The 22,956-nt window shown below is 65.5% G+C and carries 21 protein-coding genes and 1 pseudogene; 18 read left to right on the top strand and 4 right to left on the bottom strand.

What is annotated here, in order from left to right; all coding sequences use genetic code 11:
* Positions 1 to 227: 227 nt before the first annotated feature.
* From Q0T48_RS17230 to Q0T48_RS17205, 6 genes are all read left to right on the top strand, one after another.
* Positions 228 to 1,160 (top strand): TerB family tellurite resistance protein, encoded by a 933-nt coding sequence (locus Q0T48_RS17230; protein ID WP_295958710.1) that lies wholly within the window; start codon positions 228 to 230, stop codon positions 1,158 to 1,160.
* A gap of 28 nt (positions 1,161 to 1,188) precedes the next feature.
* The gene (locus tag Q0T48_RS17225; RefSeq protein WP_295958709.1) at positions 1,189 to 1,560 is read left to right on the top strand and encodes a DUF2946 family protein; all 372 of its coding nucleotides are present in this window, start codon (positions 1,189 to 1,191) and stop codon (positions 1,558 to 1,560) included.
* An 80-nt stretch (positions 1,561 to 1,640) separates the two neighbouring features.
* On the top strand, positions 1,641 to 2,189 hold the full coding sequence (locus Q0T48_RS17220; protein WP_295958706.1) for a YcnI family protein: 549 nt from the start codon (positions 1,641 to 1,643) through the stop codon (positions 2,187 to 2,189).
* Between the two features lie 13 nt (positions 2,190 to 2,202).
* Positions 2,203 to 2,673 (top strand): copper chaperone PCu(A)C, encoded by a 471-nt coding sequence (locus Q0T48_RS17215; RefSeq protein WP_295958704.1) that lies wholly within the window; start codon positions 2,203 to 2,205, stop codon positions 2,671 to 2,673.
* A 75-nt stretch (positions 2,674 to 2,748) separates the two neighbouring features.
* Entirely contained in the window at positions 2,749 to 3,453 is a 705-nt protein-coding gene (locus Q0T48_RS17210; RefSeq protein ID WP_295958699.1) for a PhaM family polyhydroxyalkanoate granule multifunctional regulatory protein, read from the top strand.
* 60 nt (positions 3,454 to 3,513) lie between these two features.
* Entirely contained in the window at positions 3,514 to 4,776 is a 1,263-nt protein-coding gene (locus tag Q0T48_RS17205) for an FIST N-terminal domain-containing protein (RefSeq protein WP_295958697.1), read from the top strand.
* A gap of 4 nt (positions 4,777 to 4,780) precedes the next feature.
* On the opposite strand, the gene Q0T48_RS17200 is transcribed toward Q0T48_RS17205, so the two are convergent.
* Positions 4,781 to 5,512, bottom strand: coding sequence for a helix-turn-helix transcriptional regulator (locus Q0T48_RS17200; RefSeq protein WP_295958692.1), 732 nt, complete (start codon positions 5,510 to 5,512; stop codon positions 4,781 to 4,783).
* 115 nt (positions 5,513 to 5,627) lie between these two features.
* Here Q0T48_RS17200 and Q0T48_RS17195 point away from each other — a divergent pair, with 115 nt between their 5' ends.
* Positions 5,628 to 6,395 (top strand): hypothetical protein, encoded by a 768-nt coding sequence (locus Q0T48_RS17195; RefSeq protein WP_295958690.1) that lies wholly within the window; start codon positions 5,628 to 5,630, stop codon positions 6,393 to 6,395.
* 73 nt (positions 6,396 to 6,468) lie between these two features.
* Positions 6,469 to 8,403 (top strand): MFS transporter, encoded by a 1,935-nt coding sequence (locus Q0T48_RS17190; RefSeq protein ID WP_295958688.1) that lies wholly within the window; start codon positions 6,469 to 6,471, stop codon positions 8,401 to 8,403.
* Here the strand turns inward: Q0T48_RS17190 and Q0T48_RS17185 are convergent.
* The gene (locus Q0T48_RS17185; RefSeq protein ID WP_295958686.1) at positions 8,386 to 9,228 is read right to left on the bottom strand and encodes a PA4780 family RIO1-like protein kinase; all 843 of its coding nucleotides are present in this window, start codon (positions 9,226 to 9,228) and stop codon (positions 8,386 to 8,388) included. The two genes, Q0T48_RS17190 and Q0T48_RS17185, sit on opposite strands and share 18 nt — an antisense overlap.
* A gap of 155 nt (positions 9,229 to 9,383) precedes the next feature.
* On the opposite strand from Q0T48_RS17185, the gene Q0T48_RS17180 reads away from it, so the two are divergent.
* From Q0T48_RS17180 to Q0T48_RS17140, 10 genes and pseudogenes are all read left to right on the top strand, one after another.
* On the top strand, positions 9,384 to 9,851 hold the full coding sequence (locus Q0T48_RS17180; protein ID WP_295958683.1) for a YiaA/YiaB family inner membrane protein: 468 nt from the start codon (positions 9,384 to 9,386) through the stop codon (positions 9,849 to 9,851).
* Positions 9,852 to 9,883: 32 nt separating this feature from the next.
* Positions 9,884 to 10,342, top strand: coding sequence for a hypothetical protein (locus tag Q0T48_RS17175; protein ID WP_295958680.1), 459 nt, complete (start codon positions 9,884 to 9,886; stop codon positions 10,340 to 10,342).
* Positions 10,343 to 10,353: 11 nt separating this feature from the next.
* On the top strand, positions 10,354 to 11,157 hold the full coding sequence (locus Q0T48_RS17170) for a DUF2145 domain-containing protein (RefSeq protein ID WP_295958677.1): 804 nt from the start codon (positions 10,354 to 10,356) through the stop codon (positions 11,155 to 11,157).
* Positions 11,158 to 11,169: 12 nt separating this feature from the next.
* Positions 11,170 to 12,178: pseudogene (locus Q0T48_RS17165) on the top strand (serine endopeptidase).
* Between the two features lie 153 nt (positions 12,179 to 12,331).
* Positions 12,332 to 13,066 carry an alpha/beta hydrolase gene (locus tag Q0T48_RS17160; protein ID WP_295958716.1) on the top strand — a complete coding sequence of 245 codons (735 nt, stop codon included), beginning with the start codon at positions 12,332 to 12,334 and terminating at the stop codon, positions 13,064 to 13,066.
* A 22-nt stretch (positions 13,067 to 13,088) separates the two neighbouring features.
* Positions 13,089 to 14,255 (top strand): HD domain-containing phosphohydrolase, encoded by a 1,167-nt coding sequence (locus tag Q0T48_RS17155; protein WP_366888118.1) that lies wholly within the window; start codon positions 13,089 to 13,091, stop codon positions 14,253 to 14,255.
* 30 nt (positions 14,256 to 14,285) lie between these two features.
* Complete coding sequence (locus tag Q0T48_RS22065) at positions 14,286 to 14,552, top strand: LuxR C-terminal-related transcriptional regulator (RefSeq protein WP_366888116.1); 267 nt, start codon at positions 14,286 to 14,288, stop codon at positions 14,550 to 14,552.
* A gap of 277 nt (positions 14,553 to 14,829) precedes the next feature.
* The gene (locus tag Q0T48_RS17150) at positions 14,830 to 17,898 is read left to right on the top strand and encodes a CHAT domain-containing protein (RefSeq protein WP_295958674.1); all 3,069 of its coding nucleotides are present in this window, start codon (positions 14,830 to 14,832) and stop codon (positions 17,896 to 17,898) included.
* A 31-nt stretch (positions 17,899 to 17,929) separates the two neighbouring features.
* Positions 17,930 to 18,802 (top strand): hypothetical protein, encoded by an 873-nt coding sequence (locus Q0T48_RS17145; RefSeq protein ID WP_295958671.1) that lies wholly within the window; start codon positions 17,930 to 17,932, stop codon positions 18,800 to 18,802.
* Positions 18,803 to 18,809: 7 nt separating this feature from the next.
* Positions 18,810 to 20,594: an adenylate/guanylate cyclase domain-containing protein gene (locus Q0T48_RS17140; protein ID WP_295958668.1), complete on the top strand. Its 1,785-nt coding sequence runs from the start codon at positions 18,810 to 18,812 to the stop codon at positions 20,592 to 20,594.
* A 74-nt stretch (positions 20,595 to 20,668) separates the two neighbouring features.
* Here the strand turns inward: Q0T48_RS17140 and tgt are convergent, their stop codons facing one another.
* Both tgt and queA read right to left on the bottom strand, forming a co-directional pair.
* Positions 20,669 to 21,859 (bottom strand): tRNA guanosine(34) transglycosylase Tgt, encoded by a 1,191-nt coding sequence (gene tgt / locus Q0T48_RS17135; protein ID WP_295958665.1) that lies wholly within the window; start codon positions 21,857 to 21,859, stop codon positions 20,669 to 20,671.
* The gene (gene queA, locus Q0T48_RS17130; RefSeq protein WP_295958662.1) at positions 21,846 to 22,931 is read right to left on the bottom strand and encodes a tRNA preQ1(34) S-adenosylmethionine ribosyltransferase-isomerase QueA; all 1,086 of its coding nucleotides are present in this window, start codon (positions 22,929 to 22,931) and stop codon (positions 21,846 to 21,848) included. The genes tgt and queA overlap by 14 nt, the downstream gene beginning before the upstream one ends.
* Positions 22,932 to 22,956 lie beyond the last annotated feature (25 nt).

The raw sequence follows: 22,956 nt of genomic DNA, 5'->3' as shown, positions 1-22,956 counted from the left end.
TTTGCGGTGCTGGGCGAATCCCGCTTCTTGGTCGGCGGCCAGGGCCAGGGTGTGTTGCTTCATCTTTGTCGCCTTGTGAGGGATGACAATACCAATGCAAGTCACGCGCCAGGTCGGGACTTATTCAGCGTTGCCTTAAGCCTGCGGTGTTGCGGTATCGGTGGTTAGCCGGAACCTTTGGGCCCGCGCAGGCACCCACTGGTTCCGTCTTGTCCAGAGAACCTTCCATGCACGCATCTGAAACCCGGGCCATCGTCACCCTGAGCCTGCTCGCCGCTTTTGTGGATGGCGAAAAGCACGAACGTGAACGCGCCGAAATCAAGCGTATCGCCGAAGGGCTGTCGCAAGCCGATGGCCTGAACCTGCCCACGCTGTACCAGGACGTGCTGCTCAAGCGCGTCTCGCTAGACAGCGTGGTGGCCGCGCTGGGCAGTGTCGAAGCCAAGCAGCTGGCCTATGAAATGGCGGTCTGCGTCTGCGATGCGGACGGTGTCCAGTCGGTGGCCGAGCAGCGCTTTTTGGCCAGCGTGCAGCAGGCTTTGGGGCTGGCCCCGGCTGCCGCTGCGCAGTTTGTGCAGCAGGCCGATGCCATGGCTTCGGCACCCTTAGCCGCACCCACCGTCACGCTGGTGGTTGCCAAGCCCGGCGATGCCGCGCTGGACACATTGATTCTGAACGCCGCCATCGTCAACGGCGCGCTGGAGCTGCTGCCCGAATCCCTGTCCACCATGGCCATCATCCCCCTGCAAATGCGGCTGGTGTACGGCATCGGCAAGGCCCATGGTTTTGAGTTGGACCGGGGCCATATCAAAGATTTTCTGGCCACCGTCGGCGTAGGCCTGACTTCGCAGTACCTGGAGCAGGCCGGGCGCAAGCTGCTGGGCGGCTTGCTCGGCAAGGTCGGCGGCGGCCTGCTGCGCGGGCTGGGCCAGCAGGCCGTCAGCACCGGCATGAGCTTTGCTGCCACCTACGCCCTGGGCCACGTGGCCAAACGCTACTACGCGGGCGGGCGCACGCTGTCCACCCAGGTGCTCAAGGATGCCTACGCCAGCGTGGCCCAAGAGGCGCAAGGCCTGCACGGCCGCTACCTGCCCGCCATGCAGGAAACCGCCCGCACCCTGGATGCGGGCAAGGTCTTGGCCATGGTGCGCGGCGCCTGAGCCTGCCCCGCGCGGCATAATCCGCGCCATGCCCAGCCCGCGCAACCCCCACACCTTCGCCCGTCGCCTGGCGCGCTGGGTGCTGCTGTGTTTTGCGCTGTCGCTGGGCGTGGCGATTGCGTCGCCGCTGACGCATCCGCAGGCCATGGAGCTGGTGTGTTCCAGCGCCGAGTCCGTCAAGCTACTCGTCACCGCCCCCGACGGCAACACCCAGGTGGTCAGCCAGATGGGCGACTGCCCGCTGTGTGTGACGGCCAGCGCGCCGCCGCCTGCGCCGGTCAGCCCCCGGGTGGAGCCGCCGCCCGCCCTGTCGTATGCGCTGCGCAGCATTCCTGCCGCGTACACCGCCTACGCCACCGCTGCGCCACTGCCTGCACGCGGGCCCCCCACGTCCGTCTGAACTACTAAATATGTAGCTGCCCGTGCAGGGTGTACCTGCGCTGGAAGGCTATTTCTTGTGTATTTTGGTTGGAGTTTTCCATGTCTTTTTCGTTTGCTATTAAATTCGCAGCTGCTTGCGCAGTGTCTGCCTGCGCCTGTACCTCTTTTGCCCATATTGTTCTGGCCGACCCTGCGGCTTTGGGCAACACCGGTTACAGCGCGGCCCTGCGTGTCGGCCACGGCTGCAACGGTTCGGCCACCACCGCCATCCGCGTCACTGTGCCCGCCGGTTTCAAGGGGGCCAAGCCCATGCCCAAGGCGGGCTGGGTGCTGTCCACCACCGTGGGCAAGCTCGCCACCCCGTTTGACGACCACGGCAAGCCCATCACCGAAGGCCTGCTGGCCGTGACCTGGACTGCCGCCCCCGGCAATGCGCTGCCCGATGCCTACTTTGACGAATTTGTGCTGCGCGGCAACCTGCCCGGCGAGGCCGGTGCGATGTGGTTCAAGGTGCTGCAGACCTGCGAAAAAGGCAGCACCGACTGGGCCGACATCCCCGCCGCGGGCGCATCTGCCCACGACTTGAAATCGCCTGCGGCGATGCTGGAAATCATCCCCTCCGACCACGTCGGCGGCCACCAACATTGAAAGCATAATTACTATGAAATTCGCAGCTATTACCGTAGCATTGGTCTGCACTAGCGGACTTTTTGTTCAAAATTCTTATGCCCAAAACGTCGAGGTCAAAGATGCTTGGGCCCGCACCAGTGTGCAGGGCCAAAAGGCCTCCGGCGCGTTCATGACCCTGACCGCCAAAGAGGCCACCCGGCTGGTCGCCATCGCCACCCCCGTCGCCGGTGTGGCCCAGGTGCACGAGATGAAGATGGACGGCGACGTGATGCGCATGCGCGCGCTGCCCGATGGCCTGGACCTGCCCGCAGGCAAGCCGGTGGCCCTGACCCCCGGCGGCTACCACGTCATGCTGATGGACCTGAAAGCCGCGCTGCCCAAAGACAGCACTATTCCCATGACCCTGGTGTTCAAAGATGCCAAGGGCGTGGAAAGCAAGCTGGAGCTAAAACTGCCGGTGGCCACCACTGCGCCCAACGGCATGGCAGAGCACAAGCACTGACGCATTTGTGACACATTGGGGTAAGCTGTACAGACTGCAAGCCAAGACTGCAGACCCCCATAATTAGGAGACACCATGAGCGATACACCCGCCTTTGATTTCAGCAAATTCGTGCCCGGTTTTGACTTTTTGCAGAACCTGGGCAAAGGCGCTTCCCCCGCCGCCCCGGCCATGGGCGGCTGGGTTGCGCCGACCCTCAGCGTGGAAGAGCTGGACAAGCGCATCACCGAGCTCAAAGCCGTGCAGTTTTGGCTGGACCAGAACGCCACGGCCCTGAAAGCCACCATCCAGGCGCTGGAAGTGCAAAAAATGACCCTCGCCACCCTAAAGGGCATGAACTTCAGCATGGGCGACCTGGCCAGTGCCTTCAAGCTCAAACCCGAAGCCGCCACACTGGCCGCCAAAGCCACGGAAAAGCCTGTGGCCAAAGCCCCAGAACCCACGACCGCTGCTGCTGCCGACGCCGATGCGCCCACCGCGCCCGGCGTGGTCGATCCGCTGAAATGGTGGGGTTCACTGACCGAGCAGTTCCAACAAATCGCCGGTGCTGCGCTGAAAGATGCCAGCACCCAGGCCGCGCTGGAAAAGAGCAAAAACCTGGCCACCAACTTCGCCGCCGAAGCCCTCAAAAGCGTGGGCGAAATCGCCAAGGCCGCGCGCAAGACCGTGGTGCCGCCCGCCGGCCCTAAGGCCGATGCCAGCAAGCTTGCACCCGCCAAGAAGACCCCGGCTAAAAAAGCCCCCGCCAAGAAGGCGGCGGCTAAAAAGCACGCGGGCTAACCCACCCAGCTTGCAGGGCCTAGAGCCTTGCAAGTGCCATAGATATTTACGGAGGCCGCCATGCAACTTTTCCCCCACGGCCATGCGACGCATCCCGACTGGCGCATGGCGGCCGGGCTGATGCTGGCGCAGTTGCGCGCCCACATGGCGCTGCCCGACTACGCCAGCGCGCCCACCCTGGGCCTGCTCTACATCACCGACCACTACGGTGCTGTGGCGCAAGACATCCTGGACCATCTCAGCGGTGAGCTGCCCGAGGTCACCGACTGGTCGGGCACGGTAGGCATTGGCATCTGCGCCAACAACGTCGAGTACTTCGACGAACCGGCCCTGAGCGTAATGCTCTGCGACCTGCCCGCCGACCAGTACCGCGTGTTCTCTGGCGTGGCCCCGCTGGGCCTGGGCTTCGAGGCCCACACCGCCCTGGTCCACGCCGATGCCAACACCCCCGACCTGACCGAGCTGGTCGCCGAGATGGCGGCCCGCACCGACACCGGCTACCTGTTCGGCGGCCTAGCCTCCAGCCGCTCGCGTTCGGTGCAGTTTGCGGTGGGCGGCAACGGCAACATCAAGGGCCACGGCGCAGCGCGCGGTGTGTTCAGCGGTGGCCTGAGCGGCGTGGCGTTTGGCCCCGCCGTGGCGCTGGTCTCGCGCGTCACCCAGGGCTGCCAGCCCATCACCGCCAACCGCGTGGTCACCGCGTCCGATGCCAACCTAGTGCTGGAGCTGGACGGCCAACCCGCGCTGGCCGTGCTGCTGGCCGACCTGGGCGTGGACCTGGAGCACCCGCAAGAGGCGTTGGGCCGGGTCCGCGCCACCCTGGTCGGCCTGACCCGTGCCACCGTGGGCGACGCGCCGGTACGCACCGCCCACTTCGGCAGCGACGTGGTGGTGCGCCACATCATCGGCCTGGACCCGACGCGCAAAGGCGTGGCGATTGGCGACCACGTCGCCGTGGGCACCCGACTGGCGTTTTGCCAGCGCAACATGGCCGCGGCCAAGGCCGATCTGGTGCGCGTCTGCGCCGAAATCCGCGAAGAGCTGGAGCCCGAGGAGCTGTCGATGGAGCTGGCCACCGCACTCGCTGCACCCGAAGCCGAATCCGCCCCGCACCCGGCCCGGCGCATTGCCGGAGCCATCTACGTGAGCTGCACCGGCCGCGGTGGCAACCACTTCGGCGGCCCCAGTGCCGAGTTGCAAATCGTGCGTCGCGCCTTGGGCGACGTGCCCCTGGTGGGCTTCTTTGCCGCCGGTGAAATCGCCCGGCAAAACCTGTACGGGTACACCGGCGTGCTGACGGTGTTTTCCGACCTAGGTCCGTAAAAGCCTACCGTCTCAGGGCGGTGAACGCCGCAAACTCACAGCGCCGCATGCCCAGCACCAGGGTGTAGCCCTCGCGGGCCGCCTCGGGCAGCTTTTGGTCGGCCAAGTGCTGCTGGGCAAAGTCTTGCGCCACCCGCTGCAAACGTTCTAAAAACACCGGTGCCAGGCTGCGGCTTATCGAGCCGTGCACCAGTAGCAGGCCTTCGCCTGGGCCGTCAAAACCACCGCTGTAGTAGTCCAGCACTACGTCCTCGCGGAAGAACTGCATCACCGGCCCGTGCGGCCGCCAGCGAAACGCCTTGGCCAGCTTCAGGCGGTAGCGGTTCAGCGGGCGCAGCTCGATGATGCCGATGCGGTCCAGCTGCGCCAGGCAGGCGATGCACTCGGCCTCGCTGAGCCGGTAGTTGGCGGTGATCTGCTCCAGCGTCCACTGGCTGAGCACGCATATCGCCACCAGCAGCAGCTTCTTGTCGGCCACCACGGCCTGCTCTTGCTGCTGCGTCAGGGCCACCAGCAGCGGCTGGGCATCGGCCACGCGGCGGGCCAGTTCGGCAAAATCCAGCTTTAGGGCGCGGCAGATGGCATCCACGCGCGACAGCGGCATATCGCCCTTGGCCAGCATGCGCTTCACGCTGGACTCGGCCACCCCCAGCTGGATGGCCAGGTTGGCATAAGTCATCTGCGCGGCTTTGAGTTCTTTTTTGAGTGCGGTAACGAGGTCGGCGGTGGTGCTCATAGGTATCGATTATGGATACTTTGCGTATGAATATGTGGGTGAAGTCTGAAATAAGCGCCTTGGCCACGTCAGTGTGCCGACACTCGCGCCATCCCATTTTTTGAAGGAATGCACCGTGAACCGATTGGAAACAACTCTGCTGTGGACCGTGGCCATCGCCGCCGTGGCCGCCGCCTGCGGCCCGGCCGTTGCCCAGCAGGCGCATTACCACGCGTTTGCTGACCAGCGCGCCTGGGCAGGCCTGCCGAATGCGCTGGACGTGCTGAGCAACCTGCCGTTTGCCGTGGGTGGCCTGTGGGGGCTGCTGGTATTGAAGCAGCAGCCACCCAGCGTGCAGCGCGGGCTGGCGGCCTTGTTTTTTGCGGGTTTGCTGGTGGCCGCGCTATGTTCCAGCATCTACCACTGGCAGCCCGGCGACACCCGGCTGGCCCTAGACCGTTTTGGCATGGTGGCGGTGTTCGCCGGTTTGCTGGGCTTGGCCGTGGCCGACCGCAGCAGCGACCGCGCGGGGCTGTGGACCGCGGGCGCGGTGCTGCTGTGGGGGCCGCTGTCGGTGGCGGTGTGGTCGGCCACCGGCAACCTGTTGCCCTGGGCCGTGCTGCAAGGCGGCGGCATGCTGCTGGTGCTGTACCTGGCCCTGTGCCCGCCACGCCCCGGTGCCTGGGGCATCCGTCTGGGCGGGGTAATTGCCGCGTACGCCCTGGCCAAGCTGCTGGAGCAGGGCGACCACAGCGTGTTTGCCTGGACCGGCGGCTGGGTGTCGGGCCACAGTCTGAAGCACGCCGTGGCGGCCCTGGCGGCTTGGCCGGTGCTGGCTGCACTGCCGTCACGCACGGCTGGGCACAATGGTGCGCAACGCCTGCATGGCGCAGCGGTCCTGTAATTTCCGAATGCTCTGTTTTTAATAGCTATAAGCGCACATAGAATCTGCGCCAGCGCCCTATTTGGTTTAAAAAATGCAAGTCTATCACGCCGATTCCTCTACCGATGCCACGGCCCACCCCAACCAGTTCGCCCTGCTCAAGCAGCGCCGTTTTGCGCCGTTCTTCTGGACGCAGTTTTCGGGCGCGGCGAACGACAACCTGTTCAAGTTCTCGTTCACCGTGATGGTCACCTACCAGCTCAGCGTGAGCTGGTTGCCGCCTGCGCTGGCGGGGCTGGTGATCGGGGCGCTGTTCATTTTGCCGTTTCTGCTGTTTTCGGCCACCAGCGGGCAGCTGACCGACAAGTACCCCAAAACCGCGATGATCCGCGCGGTGAAGAACCTGGAAATCGCCATCATGCTGCTGGCGGGCTACGGCTTTTTCACCAATAACGTCGACGTGCAGGTGCCGGTGCTGCTGGCCTGCGTGTTTTTGATGGGCCTGCATTCCACGCTGTTTGGCCCGGTGAAATTCGCCTACCTGCCGCAGGTGCTGAGCGATGCCGAGCTGACCGGCGGCAACGGCATGGTCGAGATGGGCACCTTTGTGGCCATCTTGCTGGGCGACATCGTCGGCGGGTTGTTGGTAGCGATTCCCGAGGTGGGCCACACCGCCGTGGCCATTGGCTGCGTAGGCTTGGCCTTGGTAGGCCGCTGGGTGGCGCAGGCGATTCCGCAGTTGCCCGCCACCGACCCCGGTTTAAAGATCAATTGGAACCCTTTTACCGAGACTTGGCGCAATTTGAAGCTGGCCAACAGCAACCCGGTGGTGTTCCGCTCGCTGCTGGGCATCAGCTGGATGTGGTTTTTTGGCGCGGTGTTCTTGAGCCAGTTCCCCAGCTTTGCCAAAGAGGTGCTGCACGGTGACGAGCAGGTGGCCACGCTGCTGCTGGTGGTGTTCTCCATCGGCATCGGCACCGGCTCGCTGCTGTGCGAGGTGCTGAGCCGCCGCCACGTCGAGATCGGCCTGGTGCCGCTGGGGGCCATCGGCATGAGCGTGTTTGCCATCGATTTGTACTTTGCCGCGCGCGGCCTGCCGTCCAGCGAGGTGATGGGCCTGGCCGCCTTTACCGCCCGCGCCGCCCACTGGCGGGTGATGGCCGACCTGGCGCTGCTGAGCCTGTTTGCCGGGCTGTACAGCGTGCCCATGTACGCGCTGATCCAGCTGCGCAGCCAGCCCACGCACCGCGCCCGCATCATCGCGGCCAACAATATTCTGAATGCGCTGTTCATGATTGCCAGCTCGGTGATCGCCGGGGCGCTGCTGACCAGCGGCTTCACCATTCCGCAGATCTTTTTGTTCACCGGCATCGCCAATGCCGTGGTGGCGGCCTACATCTTTCTGCTGGTGCCCGAGTACCTGCTGCGCTTTGTGGCCTGGATGCTGTCGCACTGCGTGTACCGCTTCAAGGTCACGGGCGACCAGCACATCCCCATTGCTGGCCCGGCCATCCTGGCGTGCAACCATGTCAGCTTTGTGGATGCCGTGCTGCTCATGGCCGCCAGCCCGCGCCCTATCGTGTTCTTGATGGACCACCGCATCTTCCAGGTGCCGGTGCTTGGCTGGCTGTTCCGCCTGGCCAAGGCCATCCCCATCGCGCCCCGCGCCGAAGATCCCGTGGCCTACGAAGCCGCTTTTGCCGCTGCCGCCAAGGTGCTGCAAGAAGGTGATTTGCTGGGCATCTTCCCCGAAGGCGGTCTGACCAAGGATGGCACGCTGCAAGAATTCAAGGGCGGCATCATGAAGATACTGGAAGCCGCCCCGGTGCCGGTCATCCCCATGGCGCTGACCCACCTCTGGGGCTCGTACTTCAGCCGCGTTGAAGGCGGCACCGCCATGGCCAAGCCGTTTCGCCGCGGGGTGTTGAACCGGGTGGGGTTGAACGTGGGGCCTGCGATGGCGGCGGATGCGGTGCAGCCGGAGGCGCTGCGGGAGCGGGTGGCCGGGTTGTTAACCTGCCATCCGTAGCCTACGCGCCGCATCTTCGGCCTTCGCGTCGTCAATTTCACGCAGTACGCTGCCCATGTCTACCGCTCCGTGCTGCGGCTGGTAGTGGCCGGTGAGGACCACCTCGGTGGACAGCAGGCCGCGCACGTACAGCTCCCACATCTCGGGGCCAAAGTTGGTTTTTAGCAGTTCGGGGGCGAACTGGCCGAAGAAGTCGCGCAGGTTCACCACGTCGCGCAGCAGCATGCGCTGGGCGTGGTTGTTGCCGGCCGCGTCTACGGCCTGGGGCAGGTCGATGATGACCGGGCCGTCGGCAGCCAGCAGGATGTTGAACTCCGACAAATCGCCGTGCACCGTGCCCGCGCACAGCATGCGCACCACCTCGGCCAGCAGCGTGGCGTGGTGGGCACGCGCATCGATGGGGCTGAAGGCCACGTCGTTCAGACGCGGGGCAGCATCGCCGTGGGCATCGGTCACCAACTCCATCAGCAGCACGCCTTCGAAGAAGTTGAACGGCTTGGGCACGCGCACCCCGGCATCGGCCAGCTTGTACAGCGCATCCACCTCGGCGCTTTGCCATGCCGCCTCTTGGGATTCGCGGCCGAACTTGCTGCCCTTGGCCATGGCGCGGGCCTGGCGGCTGTTTTTGACCTTGCGGTTTTCGGTGTAGTCCACGGCCTGGCGGAAGCTGCGGTTGGTGGCTTCTTTGTAGATCTTGGCGCACAGGGTGTGGTCGCCGCTGCGAACCACGTAGACCATGGCTTCCTTGCCGCTCATGAGCTGGCGAACCACGGTGTCGATCAGGCCTTCTTCGATCAAGGCTTGCAGTCTGGGGGGAGCTTTCATGCGGCCCATTTTGCACCGGGCTGTGGGTGGGTGAAAAGTATCGTAATTTGATACCTCGTGGCGTATTTGACCCTACCGAAGAACAAATCCATCCCGCCTGAGAGGGGGCGCTGGACACAATGGCACCCATGTTCAACCACTCCCTGGAGTCCACCATGCAAGCCTCTTCCCCGTCGTCGTCCGCTGTTTTGATCCACCGCGACTCCAAAGCCTGGTCGCTACAGGTTTGGCTGTCGTTCGCCATCGCCATTTTTGTGTGTGCCGTAGGCCTGGCCTATCTGCCAGGCCAGGACCTGGACCGTGCCTTCATGGTGATGGGCTACTTCTTTTGCCTGTCGGCGGCCTTTGTACTGGCTAAGTTCGTACGCGACAACGAACGCGCCCTGGCAGATGCCAGCACGGCCCGCGCGGCGGACACGCCGATGTTCAAATTCGTGGTGTGGGGTGGCTTTTTTCTGGCCATGGGCCTGACCGGCTGGGGGCTGGCGCGTATGGAAGTGAACGAAACTTACAAGGCCTTTCTGGGTGTGAGCTGGCTGTACTTGATCACCTGCACCTTCACCTTGGCCAAGACGCTGCGCGACAAGCACGAAGCCGATGTGCGCGATGCCACCCTGGCATGAACCACCCTTCAACACATTCTTAAGAGAAAACCATGAAAAACACATTTGCTACTTTATTAATAGCTTCTTGCGCTTTTGTTACCTGCGCTGGAGCCTCTTTTAATGCCCAAGCGCAGAGTGAGGTATCGGCCCTGAGCGCCGTCTCGGCCTTGCCGTTGGCATCGGTGGTGGTGGGTGCCAGTGCGGTGGCCGGGGCCGTGCTGGCGGTGCCGGTCGCGCTGTCGGCCGGTGGCGCGGTGCTGGTGGTGAAAACCGTGCAGTCCACCGCCCGCGGCACGGTGTATTTGCTGGAGCGGGCCTCTGACGGTGCGCAGGCCAGTGTGGAGGTGGTCGGCAAGGGCGTGGCAGGGGTGTCGCTGGTGGCGGGGGCTGCGGTCACGGTCAGTGTGATCGGTGCGGGGGTGGTGCTGTCCGCAGCGGGCGAGGCGATTGCCTTTATCCCCAACGCTTTGGGCCGTGCTTTGCTACACAACGAACACGTGACGAACTGAAGGAGGCTGCCATGCTGCGCAAAATGTTTTCGATACTTCTGCTGTGTGCCAGTCTGTGGCTGGCGCAACCTGTATGGGCCGGGCGCTCCTGCGATGCCGAGCAACCCCCCAAGCCCGCCACCATCGAGCGCGGCCTGACCCTGGCCGAGCGCACCCTGTCGGCACTGGATGCCAGCGGCGCACAGGTGGTCGTCCTGGCCCGTGCCGGGCAAGACCTGGGCAAATATGGTCTGCACTATTCCCATCTGGGCTTTGCCTACCAGCAGCCTGACGGGCAGGGCGGCCATGTGTGGCGGGTGCTGCACAAGCTCAACCAGTGCGGCACGCCCGATGCGTTTATTTACCGCCAGGGCCTGGGCGAGTTTTTCCTGGACGACCTGTGGCGCTATGAAGCCGCCTGGGCCGTGCCCACGCCCGAGGTGCAAGCGCGTCTGCTCACCTTGCTGCAAGACACGCCGCGTGCCGTGCGCCTGAACAGCAAGCCCTACAGCCTGGTCAGCTACGCCTGGGCCACCAAATACCAGCAGTCCAACCAGTGGGCGTTGGAAACCCTGGCCGCCGCCATGGAGCCGGGCGTGGATTCGCGCGCGCAGGCCCAGGCCTGGCTGAAGTTCAAAGGCTACACGCCCACCACGCTCACCATCGGGCCGCTAACCCGGCTGGGTGCACGGGTGACCAAGGCCAATGTGGCGTTTGACGACCACCCCAATGAAAAGCGTTTTAGCGACCACATCGAGACCGTTACGGTCGATTCGGTGTTCGCTTGGCTGCAGCGTGCGCAGCTGGCGGCCGCACCCGTACAGTTGGCCTTGTAAATAGGAGTTGAAATGAGCAAAACATTGCGTTTGTCAGAAAAAATGGTTCCAGCGGGGCCTGTGGCTGGTGGCGGTGGTTTTTGCCGGGTTTTTGATCGGCCTGGGCAGCAGTGTGGTGGGCGATCTGCCGCAGGTCGAGCAGACCCTGAGCCTGGAGGATTTCATCGACAAGCCCGCCGCCACCCAGTTACGGGCCACCATCGCCAGCGGCCAAAAAGCCGAAGAAGCCGCCGATACCGCGCTGGAGCAGGCCCGGCTCAAGCACCAAACGGCCCGCGCCAACAGCAGCGCCGCCCGTGAAACTTTCGACAACTGGCTGGCCACCCGCGGTGCCACGGGCCGATCTGACCAAGACCCCGAGTTGATCCGCCGTACCCAGGCGCTGGATGCCCGCCAGTCGGTGCAGGCCGCGCAAACCCAGCTTAACGCCCTGGAGCGCGCGGCAGATGGCGGCTGGCAGCAGGCCCAGCGGGCCCAGGAGCTGCGCGTGTTCGGCTACCGGTTAGCCCTGACCCTGCCGCTACTGGCCATCGCCGGTTGGCTGTTTGCCAAGAAGCGCAAAAGCACCTACTGGCCGTTTGTGTGGGGCTTCATCTACTTTGCGCTGTTCGCCTTCTTTGTTGAACTGGTGCCTTACCTGCCGAGTTACGGCGGCTACGTGCGCTATGTGGTGGGCATCGTGCTGACGGTGCTGGTCGGGCGGCAGGCCATTGTGGCGTTGAACTGCTACCTGGAAAAGCAAAAGCTGGCCGAAGCCCTGCCTGATGCCCAGCGCCGCGAAGAGCTCAGCTACGACGTGGCCCTGGCGCGACTGGCCAAAAGCGTGTGCCCCGGCTGCGAGCGTCCGGTAGACCTGAAGAACGACAGCATCGACTTCTGCCCGCACTGCGGCATTGGCCTGTTTGACCACTGCCTGCCCTGCCACACCCGCAAGAGCGCCTTCGCCAAGTTCTGCCACGCCTGTGGTACTTCGGCCGCCGCCACCGCTCCGGTAGTGCCGCTAGTGCCAGGGGTGCCCTGACCCTGGGCAGCTTCGGCATCGGACATTCGTCCCATAGCCGAAAACCCGCGATCGGCCCACAGTACGGCTTCGATCCATCCACCTGCGAACACCATGAAAAGCTTCCCAATTTCGAACATCACCAACGCCGCCCGGGCCCTGTCATTCGCCGCAATGGCGACCCTGGCCACCGGTGCCGTATCGGCCGCCACCGCGGATGCCGCCAAACCCTCGGTCGTCATCGTGCACGGCGCGTTTGCCGACGGCTCCGACTGGGCCAAGGTGATCCCGTTGCTGCAGGCCAAGGGCGTGCACGTGGTGGCCGTGCAGAACCCACTGACCTCGCTCGACGACGATGTGGCCGCTGCCAAGCGCGCCATTGCCACGCAACCGGGCAAGGTCGTGCTGGTCGGCCATTCGTGGGGCGGTGTGGTCATCACCGAAGCGGGCGACGATGCCAAGGTCAAGGCGCTGGTCTACGTGGCGGCCCTGGTGCCCGATATGGGCCAAGCGGCTGGCGAACTTGTGAAGGACTATCCGACTGCATCTGGCTGGGCGCATGTCGTAGCCGACCAGGCCGGCTTTTTGAGCCTCACGCAGGAAGGCGTGGCTCAACATTTCGCGCAGGACCTGTCGGCCTCGGCCACCGCAGTGATGACCGCCACCCAAGGCCCGATCCAGGCCAAGGCCTTCGAGCAGAAGCTCACCGTGGCGGCCTGGAAGACCAAGCCTTCGTGGTACATCGTGAGCGAGAAAGACCACATGATCCAACCCGATCTCGAGCGTGCGCTGGCCAAAAAAATCAACGCCAAGACCACCAGCCTGGCAGCCAGCCACGTGCCACAGCAGTCGCAGCCCGCCAAGGTGGCGGCGGTGATCCTGGAAGCCGTGCGCGCAGCCAGCGAATAAACCGCCAGACGAAGCTTTGTTCTTGGACCCGACAAGCCCGCCCCATTCCGCGTCGCATGTCGCCGTGGGTGACGCGGTGCGCGCGCTGGCCTTCATCGGTGACCTGAGCATGGGGCAGCCGGTAGACCATTCGCTGCGCACCGCCTGGATCGCGTCGCGTCTGGCTGCGGTGCTGGGCCGAGACACCGCGCAGCAGCGGCATTGCCACGATGTGGCGCTGCTGCGCTGGTCGGGTTGCACGGCGAACGCGCCCGATGTCTCGGACCTCATCGGCGACGATGTGAACGGTCGGCGCGAGATGCTGGCCACTTCATCGCGCAGCCTGCCGGCGAATATGCTTGCCGCCATCGACGGAGCCGGTGGGCTGACCGCTATCCACTGCGAGGTGTCTGGCGACGTGGCCCGCACCTTGGGCCTGGCACCCGTGGTTGAACACGCCTTGCGCCACATCTTCGAACACTGCGACAGCCATGCCGAAGGAGTGCCGCTCGAAGTTTTTATGGTCGCGGTCGCGGGCGACCTGGAAATCTTCAGCCGCGTCTACGGTATCAGCCGTGCGCTGGCCTTCATCGCGGCCAAGGCCGATGTGTATTACCCCGTGGCCTTGGTGGATATGCTGCGCCAGCATGCGGCTGACTGGCTACACAGCCTGGAGCAGGGCGCCGCCGCCAGCGACCTGGCTGCCGACACCGCCGGTGGGGCCACCGCGCTGCTCGAACTCATCGCCGATGTGATCGACCTGAAACTGCCTTGGCTCACCGGTTTCTCTCGCAAAGTGGCCAGCACCGCGCGCCAATGCGGTGCCGCACTGGGCCTGGATGACCAGGCGCTGCAGCGCATCTACCGTGCGGCCCTTATCCACGGCATTGGCCGGGCCTCGGTGCCGAACAATATTTGGGATGCCGCCGGCCCGCCAGGCGAAGGTGCGGCCGAGCAGCTGCGCCTCGTGCCCTACTGGACGGCACGCGCCGTGCGCCGCATCGGCAGCCTGAGCGCCGAGGCCGAGATTGCGTCTTTTGTCGACGAACGTCTGGATGGCTCCGGCTTCTTCCGCGGCGCGAGCGGCGCGGCCATCAGTCTGGAGGCCCAGGTGCTGGCCGCGGCCGCGCATTGGGTGCTGCTGCAGACCAGCCGACCCGGCCGGCCCGCGCTGGACCTTGCCCAGGTAACCGCACGCATGCAGGCCTAGGCGGCGCAGGGCCGGTTCGCTACGGACATCGTGGCGGCGCTCACCGGCCAGGCTGCCGCGCCCCTGCCGAGAACGCTGCCATCGGCCGAAACCCTGGCCTTGTCGTCGCGCGAAGTCGAGGTGCTGAGCCGCATCAGCCACGGCGAGAGCAACAAGGAGGCGGCGCGCGCCCTTGGCATCAGCCCGAGCACGGTGCGCGCGCACCTGGAGAACGTGTTCCGCAAACTCGGCTGCAGCACGCGCGCCGCGGCCACCTTGAAGGCGATGCAGCTGGGGTTGTTCACGCACGGTGCTTGAGCCGACAGCCAGTTCTACCCCGCCCCAAGGCCTATGGCCACGCCAGCGTTGGTCCAATGCCTGTGGCGCGTTGGCCACGCAAACATGGCTGCACGCAGGTGGCTCGGGATGCGGCTGTCTTTATACACTAGGATTTAGGCATAAAAAGTGCCTCTAGCGTAATTGAAATATACGCCAGTAGCTATCAAAAAAATAGTATTTGGTTGTTTGTAACAGACTAATACATACGATCGCCCAGACCTAAGATTCCCTCTCTTGCTTCCAAGGGAGTTTGCTCGTGAATCTACTGCCCGCGCTGCAGGGCCCGGGTCGCTACGGGCTAGTTGCCTGCCTGCTGGCACTGTGCCTGGCCTTGCCTGCCGCAATCCACGCGCAAAGCGAGCGCGATGACGGCGGCGGCATGCCCACCCTGGAAGATGCCGATACCCGCGGCATCCCCCTCAGCCCCGACGAAGCCACCCAGCTGCTGGCCCAGGCCCTGCCCGACAACCCCGATGCCCGCTATGCCTTGCTGCAGCGCCAGTACCGCGCCGCGCAACTGCTGGGCGACCGTACGCGGCTCATCGCCGTGGCCCGCGAACTGGTCGATGCAGGCCAGGGCCGCCCTGGTGGCGAAGACTGGATTGGCGCGTACCTGGGGGCGGAGTTCACCTGGGGCAGCTCGGGCAAGGCGCTGGAGGCCAGCGATACTTTTGTTACCGATACCCGCCGCTCCCTCGCCAGCCGTGCCACCGCCGCCTTGCGCCAGACCTACTACGCATCGCAAGGCAACGACCGCGCCATCACGGCCCGCCTGTGGTCGCGCGCCGATAGCCTGGTGGACCAGGCAGTGAAATCCGGGGCACCCTTGCCGCCTACTTTTGCCTTGCAGCGCCTGCAGGTGCGTTCCGAGATCGAACGCATGCAGGGTGACAGCAAGGCGGCCCTGGCCACGCTGCGGGAAGCGGTGGGCCTGGGGCGGCGCATGCTGCAAGCGGTGCGCAGCCGTAGCAGTGGCCCCCGCGACCCCGCCGTGCTGGATGCCTACGGCTGGCTGGACGGCAGCATGGGCATGCTGGTCTACGCGCTGGTGCGTGATGGCCGCCCGCAAGAAGCCGTCAACGTGGCGCAGTCCAACCTGGCGCTATGGCGGGCCGGGCAGACCAGCGACGGCCTGGGGGCCCGGTGGAACTACCGCCTGGCCAGCAGCCTGAACGCCATCCAGCAATACGCGCCCGCCCTGGTCGCTGCGCAGTTGTCCAACGACATGCTGCAACGAGAAGGTGCCAGTGCTGCCAGCCATGTGGTGTGGCTGGCCCGCCAGGAAATCGTCCGCGCCCTGATCGGCCTGAAGCGGTGGCCCGAAGCCGATGCCGCCTACCGCGGCTTTCTGGCCAGCATGCCGCCCGACACCCTGGCCCGCACCCGCGCATCCGATTGGCGTGTGCTGACCCTGCTGGCGGCCAAAAGCGGCCGCCTGGACGAAGCGCTGGAGCAGGCCGAGCGCTCGTACCGCTACCGCAACCACCTGTACGGCAGCAACCACCCGCAAACCCAGGAGGCCGCAGGCATGCGCGGTGTGGTGCGCCTGCTGCGTGGCGATTTGCGGCTGGCCATGCTGGACTACGAAGCCCTGTTCGCCGCTACGCTGGACAACCCCGGCGGCTGGCTCGACCTGGAGCTGCGCGGCGTACGCGGCTACGTGCTGGGCATTGCTTTTGACGAGTTCATGCGTTTTGTGGCCGAAAAAGCCCTGAAAGGCGAGGCCGTGGATGTGGCCATGAGCGACCGCGCCCTGCAAATCTCCGACCGCAGCAGCCTGGGCGTGACCCAGCGGGCCATCACCGACAGCACGGCCCGGGTGCTGGCCAGCACCCCCGCCCTGCGCGCGCTGCTGGACCAGGAGCAAACCCAGCGCCAGGCCGTGGCCGCGCTGGTGGCCACGCTCAACGCCAGCCTGACGGACGAAGACAGCCTGCGGCGCAAGGCGCAAGCGCCGGAATTCAAAGCCCTGCCCGAAGCCGAGCGCAAAACCCTCACCGACCGCCAGCAAGTGGTGCGCGACAGCATCAAAACCCAGCAGGCCGATGCCGCGGCGGCGCGGGCCGTGCTGACCACCCAGCGCGACGCGATTGCCAAACAGTTCCCCGCTTACGCCGACCTGGTCACGCCCAGCACCCCCAAGCCAGAGCAACTGCGCCAGCTGCTGGGCACTGGGGAATCCCTGCTGGTGGTCTACCCCACCGACACCGCCACCCTGGTTTGGCTGCTGGGGGCTGATGGCAGCCAAGCCTTCAGCGCCGCCCGGCTCACCCGCGCCGACCTGGCCCGCCGCGTAGCCGATTTGCGGGGCCTGCTGGATCTGGGCGCGGCCCCCGCCGGGCGTAAACCGGTCTTGCCCACCGCCGCGCTGTATGCGCTGTACAAAGACCTGCTCGGCCCGCTGGACCCGGCGCTGCGCACCGTGCGCTCGCTGCTGGTGGCCACCGACGGCCCATTGGCCAGCCTGCCGCTGGCGGCGCTGGTGACCCAGCCGCCCGTGCCGAATACACCTCCGGCCTGGCTGGTGCGGCAAATGGCGGTGACGCAACTGCCCGCGTCCTCGGCCCTGCAAGCCCTGCGCCGCGTGGCCCAGCCGTTGGTCGCCCCCAAGGCACTAATGGGCTTTGGCGACCCGCTGTTCAGCACGGCGGCCAGCCCACCCGCCAAGGCGCAGCCGCTGGCCGCCGGGGCCGCCCGCTACGACGCGGAATGGGGATTCCGCTATGCCGACATGCCGCCTCTGCCCGATACCCGCACCGAGTTGCTGGCGCTGGCCAGCGCCCTGGGGGCCAATGCCCAAACCGACCTGGTGCTGGGTGCCCAGGCCACCCGCCGCGCGGTGCTGGATGCCAACCTGCTCGACCGCCGGGTGGTTGCATTTGCGACCCACGGCCTGCTGCCGGGCGAGCTGCCAGGCATTTCCAAGCCCTCGCTGGCGATGGCTGCCACGGCCGATGAGCGCGAGTCGCCGCTGCTGGAGCTGGACGACGTGCTCGGCCTGCGGCTAAACGCCCAGTGGGTGCTGCTGTCGGCCTGCAACACCGCGGCGGGCGAGCAGGGTGGGGCGGCCATGTCTGGCCTGGTGCGCGGCTTCTTTTTTGCCGGAGCGCGCTCGGTGCTGGCGACCCACTGGGCGGTCGAGTCCAGCTCTGCCGCCGCCCTGACCAGCGCCACCTTTGGTACCCAGGCCAAGGGCACGGCAACGCGTGGCGAGAGCCTGCGCCAGGCCCAACTGGCCATGGCCGATGGTGGGCTGGGCGCTGGGCGCTGGAGCCACCCGTTTTACTGGGCCCCGTATGCGCTGTTTGGCGATCCGGTGCGATGATGGTTCGATTCCTCCCTGTGTGAGGAATTCCATGTTGCCTACCCGTTCAACCGTCCCGATCCGCTGGATCGGCGGGTTTTTGCTGCTGTGCTGCAGCCTGCTGGCCACCCCGGCCAGCGCGCAGGCCGTGGCCGTGGTCACCAATGTCAAAGGCGGGGTGGTTTTTGCGCCGGGCGGCCCGCCGGTGGCCTTGCTGTCCGAGCTGGCCGCAGGGGCCGACATTGCGTTGGAGCGGGGCGGCATGCTGAGCTTTGTATACCTGCAGTCGGGCACCGAATTCCAGCTGATCGGCCCTGCGCGGGCCACCGTGGGTGCGACCGAGCCGCAATCTGTGGCCGGGGCCACCGCGGTGCTGCGCCGCTCGGTGGTGGCGGCCGAGACGGCCAAGCTGCAAACCACCAATGGCCGCGTGGTGCTGGGCGGCATGGTGATGCGCGGCGCGGGACTGGAGCGCCTCCAGCTGCTGGAGCCCACCGGCAAAGTGCTCAGCGCCCGCCCGGTGTTTGCCTGGACCATGCCCCCCGGTGTGCCCAGCGTCCAGTTTGAACTGCGCGACGAAGGCAGCGACAAGGTTTTGCTGAGCACCGCCGTGCAAGGCAGCCAGCTGGTGCTGGACGACAGCGTGCCGCTGCAGGCCGGGGTGAACTACCTGTGGACCGTCAGCATCGAGGTGCCGGGGGTCCACAGCCTGGCCCGCTCGTCTTACTTTTCGCTGCCCAGCGCCCCGGAGCGCGAGCGCATGGAAGCCCAGCGCCCCGGCCCGCAAGCCCCGTTTTCCGACCGGCTGATTTTTGCGTCCCTGCTGGAGCAAGGCCGGTTTTTGAGCGAATCCCGCAAGCTGTGGCAGGCGCTGGCCCAAGAGCGGCCGGACCTGCCTGAGCTGCGCAGCTTGGCCACGAAATAAGCCGGGCATGCCATTGCGCGCGACGACCTGGGGGCTTCCCACCCTGTGGGCCGGTTACCTGCTACTGCTGGCCCTGGCCGCCGTGCTGCTGTGTACGCCGCTGGCCCGGCCGCTGGAATACGGCCTGCTGGACGCACAGCAGCGGCTGCTGTTGCGCTACGCCCCGCAGCAAGTGCACAAAGAAGTGGTGGTCGTCGGCATTGACGAAGCCACTTTGCAGCAGTTTGCCGAGCCTTTTGCCCTGTGGCACAGCCATCTGGGCCGCTTCTTTCGCGGGATGGCGCTGGCCCAACCCGCGGTGGTGGGGTTGGACGTGGTCTTGCCCAACCGCTCGTTCGATGCGGTGGTGCCCGGCAGCGACCTGCAACTGCTGCGCGGCCTGATCGTGGCGCGGCAGCGTACCCCCTTGGTGCTGGGCGTGTCGGCCGACGATGCGGGCCAGCCCCGCCCGATCTACCCGCCGTTTCTGGCCATGGCGGGCAGCGGTGGCAGCGGCTCGCTGCTGCTGTCCCCCGATGCGGACCATGTGGTGCGCCGCTTCAACGAGCAACTCGGCGCCAGCAGCGAACCCGTGCCCACGCTGGCCGGGCAAATGCTACGCAAAATCAGGCCGCGTGCGCTGCCCCAGTCCGGGTTGATCAACTACGCGTTGCCACCCCTGCCGCACTACATCCCTTTGCAGCAAGTTACCGCGTGGGCCGATGCCGGGGACATGGCGCACCTCACCCAGGCCTTTGCGGGCAAGCCGGTGCTGTTGGGCAGCGTGTTATCCCTGGAAGACCGGCTTTTGCAGCCGGTAAACCTGGCAGGCTGGGAACCCGACAACGGCCGAACCGTGCCCGGCGTGCTGGTACATGCGCAAATCTTGCGCTCGCTGCTCAACGGTGGGCTGGTGGAGCCGGTGGCCTGGGGCTGGATCGCTGTATTGGCAGGTCTGTGCAGTCTGCTTTGGTTTGTCCCGCTGCGCTTGCGGGCGGCGGCCCAGGCGGCGCTGCTGGGGATGCTGTTGGCTGTGGCCATGTGGTGCTTGCAGCACGGCGTGTACTTGGCGATGGGCGTGCCGGTGCTGGTGGGCCTGCTGGCGCTGGCCGGGCGCTGGACGCTCACCGCCGTGCTGGAAAAAGGCGAGCGCCGCCGCCTGCGCGCAGCCTTTGCGGGCTACGTCAGCCCGCGGGTGATGCAGGAAATTGTGCGGGGCCACCTGGCCCCCGCGCTGGGCGGCGAACTGCGCCATGTGTGTATTTTGTTTGCCGACATCCGGGGCTTCACCAGCCTGAGCGAAACCCTGTCGGCCCAGCAGATACTCACCCTGCTGAACCGCTATTTCGAGCAGGTCAACCAGGCCATCCACGACCAGGGCGGCACCATCAGCTGCTTCATGGGCGACGGCATCATGGCGATATTTGGCGCGCCGCAAACCCTGGCCACGCCCAGCGTACCGGCCTTTGCTGCGGCCCGTGCCATGCTGGCTGCGCTGGACAAGCTCAACGCCACGCTGCAGGCCGAAGGCACGCCGCCCATTGCCATCGGCATCGGTTTGCACGTGGGCGATGCCATCGTCGGCCACCTGGGCTCCCAGGCGCGGCACGATTATTCGGCCATCGGCGATACCGTCAACGTTGCCTCGCGTATCGAGGGCCTGACCAAAGACCTGGGCCACCCGCTGGTGTGTTCGCAGGCGGTGGTGGCCGAGCTGGCGCAGTTTCCCTTCTTTACCGACCTGGGCGCACAGGCCGTGAAGGGGCATACGCCGGTGCATGTGTGGGGGTGGAAGCCGGGGCCGGGCGGGTAAAAAATATCAATTAAAAGCAGCTTTAGCGCTTTTATATAATACCTTTGTTGCTATAAAATATATAGCAAGTTGATCTACACTCCACGCGCTCGCTCGGCCTTGAATTGCGCCCGAAACGCGCCAAACGTGCCCACATCCAGCGCCGCACGCACCTCAGACATCAGGTTCAGAAAGTAGTGCAGGTTGTGGATGCTGGCCAGCATGGGGCCGAGCATTTCGGCGCAGCGGTCCAGGTGGTGCAGGTAGGCGCGGCTGAAGCCGTCGCGGCCGCCATCGGCGTAGGCCACGCCGCTGGTGCCTGCGCAGGCGTGGCAGGTGCAGGTGACGTCCAGCGGCTGCTCGTCGGTTTTATGGCGGGCGTTGCGGATCTTTAGGTCGCCAAAGCGGGTGAAAAGCGTGCCGTTGCGGGCATTGCGGGTCGGCATGACGCAGTCGAACATGTCCACGCCGTCGGCCACGCCCTGCACCAGGTCTTCGGGGGTGCCCACGCCCATCAGGTAGCGCGGCTTGTGGGCGGGCAGGCGGTGCGGGGTGTGGGCCATGATGCGTAGCATCTCGTCCTTGGGCTCGCCCACGCTGACACCGCCCACGGCGTAACCGGGGAAGTCCATCTCCACCAACTGCTCCAGCGATTCCTGGCGCAGGTTTTCGAACATGCCGCCCTGGACGATGCCGAACAGGGCGTTGGGGTTTTGCAGCTTGGCGAATTCAGCCTGGCAGCGCTTGGCCCAGCGCAGGCTGAGCTCCATGGAGACGCGGGCTTCGCGCTCGGTGGTGATGTGGCCCTTGGTGTCGTAGGGCGTGCATTCGTCGAACTGCATCACGATGTCGGAGTTCAGCGTGGTTTGGATTTGCATGCTGATCTCGGGCGTAAGAAACAGTTTGTCGCCGTTGACGGGTGATGAGAACTTCACGCCTTCTTCGCTGATCTTGCGCATTTCGCCCAGGCTCCAGACCTGGAAGCCGCCGCTGTCGGTCAGGATGGGCTTGTTCCACTTCTCAAACTGGTGCAGGCCGCCAAACTGCGCCATCACGTCCAAGCCGGGGCGCATCCACAGGTGGAAGGTGTTGCCCAGGATGATTTGCGCGCCCATTTCTTCCAGGCTGCGCGGCATCACGCCCTTGACGGTGCCGTAGGTGCCGACGGGCATGAAGATCGGGGTTTGCACCACGCCGTGGTTCAGCGTCAGCGTGCCGCGGCGGGCGTGGCTGCCCGCGTAGTCGCCGCGGGGCTGGTCGGTGGTGAGAAGGTCAAATTGCAACATGGTCGGGGCTCACTTTGGGGAGCAGCATGGCATCGCCATAGCTGAAAAATCGGTACTGCTGCGCAATCGCGTGTTGGTACAAGGCCATGATTTTCCTGTATCCGGCAAACGCGCTTACCAACATCATCAAGCTGGACTTGGGCAGGTGGAAGTTGGTCACCAGCAAATCCACGTGCTGGAACACAAAGCCCGGTGTGATGAAGATGCGGGTGTCGCCCGTGGTCAGGCCCGATTGGGCCCAGGATTCCAGCGTGCGCACGGTGGTGGTGCCCACCGCAACCACCCGGCCACCGCGCACCTTGCAATCGGCAATGGCCTGCTGGGTGGCCTCGGGGATCGCGTACCACTCGCTGTGCATCTGGTGTTCGGCCAGGTTTTCGGTCTTGACCGGCTGGAACGTGCCGGCCCCCACGTGCAAGGTCACGCTGGCGCGCTGCACGCCCTGGGCTTCCAGCTGGGCCAGCAGCGCATCGTCAAAGTGCAGGGCGGCGGTGGGCGCGGCAATGGCACCGGGGGCACGGGCGAACACGGTCTGGTAGCGCAGCGCGTCTTCTTCCGAGTCGGTATGGGTGATGTAGGGCGGCAGCGGGATGTGGCCGTGGCGTTCCATCAGGGTGTAGGGGTCGTCGCCCGCGTCGTTGCTCAGCACAAAGCGGAACAGCGTGCCGTTGGCATCGGGCCAGCGGCCCAGCATGGTGGCGCAAAACCCGCCACCCCCAGCCAGGGTGATGGTGGTGCCCGGTTCGGGTTTTTTGCTGACCCGCATGTGGGCCGCCACCTGGTTGCCGGTGAGCACACGCTCGACCAGCAGCTCGACCTTGCCGCCGCTGGGTTTTTCGCCAAACAAGCGGGCTTTGAGTACCTTAGTGTCGTTAAACACCAGCAAGTCCCCGGCTTTGAGCAGGCTGGGCAGGGTGTGGAAGATGCGGTCTGCGGGGGCTTCGCCGGTGCCATCGAGCAAGCGGGAGCCGCTGCGTTCGGCAGCGGGGTGCTGGGCGATCAGCTCGGGGGGCAGGACAAAATCGAAGTCGCTGAGCGTGAAGCTGCGGGAGGGGGTTTCAGGAATAAGCATGGCCCCAATTGGAACCCAGAAAAGC

Source organism: Rhodoferax sp., assembly GCF_025354435.1.
GTDB lineage: Bacteria > Pseudomonadota > Gammaproteobacteria > Burkholderiales > Burkholderiaceae_C > Rhodoferax_B.
Note: the sequence above shows the minus strand (reverse complement) of the source record. Positions and strands in the feature narration are given on the sequence as shown.